Source organism: Romboutsia sp. 13368 (genome assembly GCF_018336475.1).
GTDB lineage: Bacteria > Bacillota > Clostridia > Peptostreptococcales > Peptostreptococcaceae > Romboutsia.
The window spans coordinates 1496242-1498695 of sequence record NZ_CP048741.1; the positions used below are offsets into that span (position 1 = coordinate 1496242).

Annotated in this window: 3 protein-coding genes; all 3 read right to left on the reverse strand. The window is 27.5% G+C overall.

Annotated elements, in window-relative coordinates; all coding sequences use genetic code 11:
* Positions 1-76 precede the first annotated feature (76 nt).
* Positions 77-355: an antitoxin VbhA family protein gene (locus tag G3997_RS06055; RefSeq protein ID WP_296644430.1), complete on the reverse strand. Its 279-nt coding sequence runs from the start codon at positions 353-355 to the stop codon at positions 77-79.
* Between the two features lie 220 nt (positions 356-575).
* Positions 576-1964 carry an MATE family efflux transporter gene (locus tag G3997_RS06060; RefSeq protein ID WP_296644433.1) on the reverse strand — a complete coding sequence of 463 codons (1389 nt, stop codon included), beginning with the start codon at positions 1962-1964 and terminating at the stop codon, positions 576-578.
* Positions 1965-1976: 12 nt separating this feature from the next.
* The gene (locus G3997_RS06065; protein ID WP_296644435.1) at positions 1977-2402 is read right to left on the reverse strand and encodes a MarR family winged helix-turn-helix transcriptional regulator; all 426 of its coding nucleotides are present in this window, start codon (positions 2400-2402) and stop codon (positions 1977-1979) included.
* Positions 2403-2454 lie beyond the last annotated feature (52 nt).

Consider the following 2454-nt stretch of genomic DNA (forward strand, 5'->3'; position numbering starts at 1 on the left):
GCCTCTATTTTATCCCCTATTTCTAATTTATCATGTAAGTAAGAGCTTATTAATCCATTTTTTATCTTTTTTACACTTATTCTATACATACTTTCATTTGGAACCATTGATAAACTGTMWGGACAACTGCTTCATCATTAGGATCAAGTTCTTTGTAATATGAATATAGGGCATTTTCTACTTCTTTATATGATTTTCTACCTTCTATAGAATCTTGCATTAATTCTATAAGATATTTTGAAGGTTTTAAATTATCTACTTCATTTAATCCGATTGCTACTTCCCAATTGCTTTTCTTTTCATTTTTATCTATTCTATTTTCCGTTAGCTTTGTATAGGATGATTTTGTATACATATCAATCTTCCTTTCTTTAGTTATAATCTGTTATCTATCTCTATATTATATCCTTATTATAACATATTAGATAAATACATAATCTATCGTATTAACTTAAACCTTGTTTTTATTAAGTATAAGTAAAATTTATCACTTAAAATTATAATATTATGATAATTTAATGTTTTTTCCTTGTAATTAAAAAAGTAGGAGTATTACCCCTACCTTCAAATTTATATTACATTTCCATTGATAAATTATTTACTTCTAACTCATCATTAGCTTTAACTTTATGTGACTTAATTTCTCTAACTAATAATACTGCCGTTACTGTAAATGATATAGCATCTGCTATTGGTTGAGCAAACCAAATACCATCTAATCCAAATATTTTCGGTAATATCGCCATCATAGGAACTAATAAAATTACCTGTCTAAGTAAACTTAAAACCATAGCATGTTTAGCTTTACCAATTGCTTGGAAGTAATTTGAGCCTATCATAGATACTCCTATTAATGGCATCATACTTAAGTATTTTCTAATTCCATCAATTGATATACTTACAAGATTTTCATCACTATTAAACATACTTACTATTGGTTCTGGTGCTAATTGAACTACCATCCATCCACATAATAATCCTATTGTTGCAGCTGTTATAGCTATTTTTAAAGTCTTATGAGCTCTGTCATATTTTTTTGCACCATAGTTAAATCCTATTATAGGTTGAGCACCTTGACTTATACCAACTATTGGCATACCTACCATCATTATTATAGAGTTTATAGTAGCCATAGCCCCTATAGCTAAATCTCCTCCATATGTTCTAAGTGAATTATTACATATTATTTGAACACAACTTGCTGCTATTTGCATTGCAAATGGAGCACATCCTATTGCAAATATTGCACCTACTAAAGTTTTATTTAACTTTAAACTAGAAGTTCTAAACTTTAAATTAGATTTTCCWCTTAWATAATAAGATAATCCCCAAGCTGCAGTTATAAATTGAGATATAATAGTTGCAAGAGCTGCTCCTTGTATTCCCATATTAAATACAAATATAAATAATGCATCTAAAACAATATTTGTAAGGCATCCAGTAACCATTATTGTTGCAGAAAGCTTAGGATTACCGTCTCCTCTTATAGCATTATTAAAAACAAATCCTAATAAGTTAAATACACTACCTAATAATATTATATTTATATATGCTTTTGCATAAGGTAAACTACCTTCACTAGCCCCAAACATGTTTAATATTTGATTTCCAAATGTTAACCCTAAAACACTAATTATTAAMCCTATTATTACTGATAGTGAAATAGCATTTCCTATTATGTTTTCTGCTTCTTCTCTTTTTCCTTGACCTAACTTTATAGATATATTAGTTGTAGCTCCAACCCCAACTAACATACCAAATGCTAATATTACGGTCATAATAGGCATAGTAACACCTAATCCTGTTATAGCAAGTGGTCCAACCCCTGGAATATTTCCAATAAATATTCTATCTACTACATTGTATAGTCCATTTACTATCATACCGATAATAGCTGGAAGAGAATATTTTAATAGTAATTTTCCTACTGGTTCTGTACCTAAAATTTGTTGATTATCTTTCATTTTACCCTCCTATTAAATATTTTGATTTATGCATATTTTTTTTAACATACTAAATAAAATCTCAGTTTCTTCCTTTGAAAGTCCTTTTGATATATGTGTTTCCCATTCATATAATATATTTTTTATATTTGATTCTATTTCTTTTGATTTTTCAGTTAAGTACAATTTATAAGCTCTTTTATCATTTTCATCTTTAACTCTAATTAAGAAAYCTTCTTCTTCAAGCTTTTTTATAGCTCTACAAGTAGTTCCCTTATCTATATGTAAATTCTCAGATAGCTCTTCTTGACTAATACCATCTTTTTTATATAGTTGTATCAAAAACATTATTTGTCCTGAACCTATTCCAAATTTAGAAACTTCTTTAGTTATAAAACAATTTCCTTTTCTATATATTAAAGATATATATTTTCCAATAGGTTCTTTATCGTTATTCATAATATTCCTCCTTAAGTACAAGCAACTCTCTAAGTATTAAATTTACTTATAC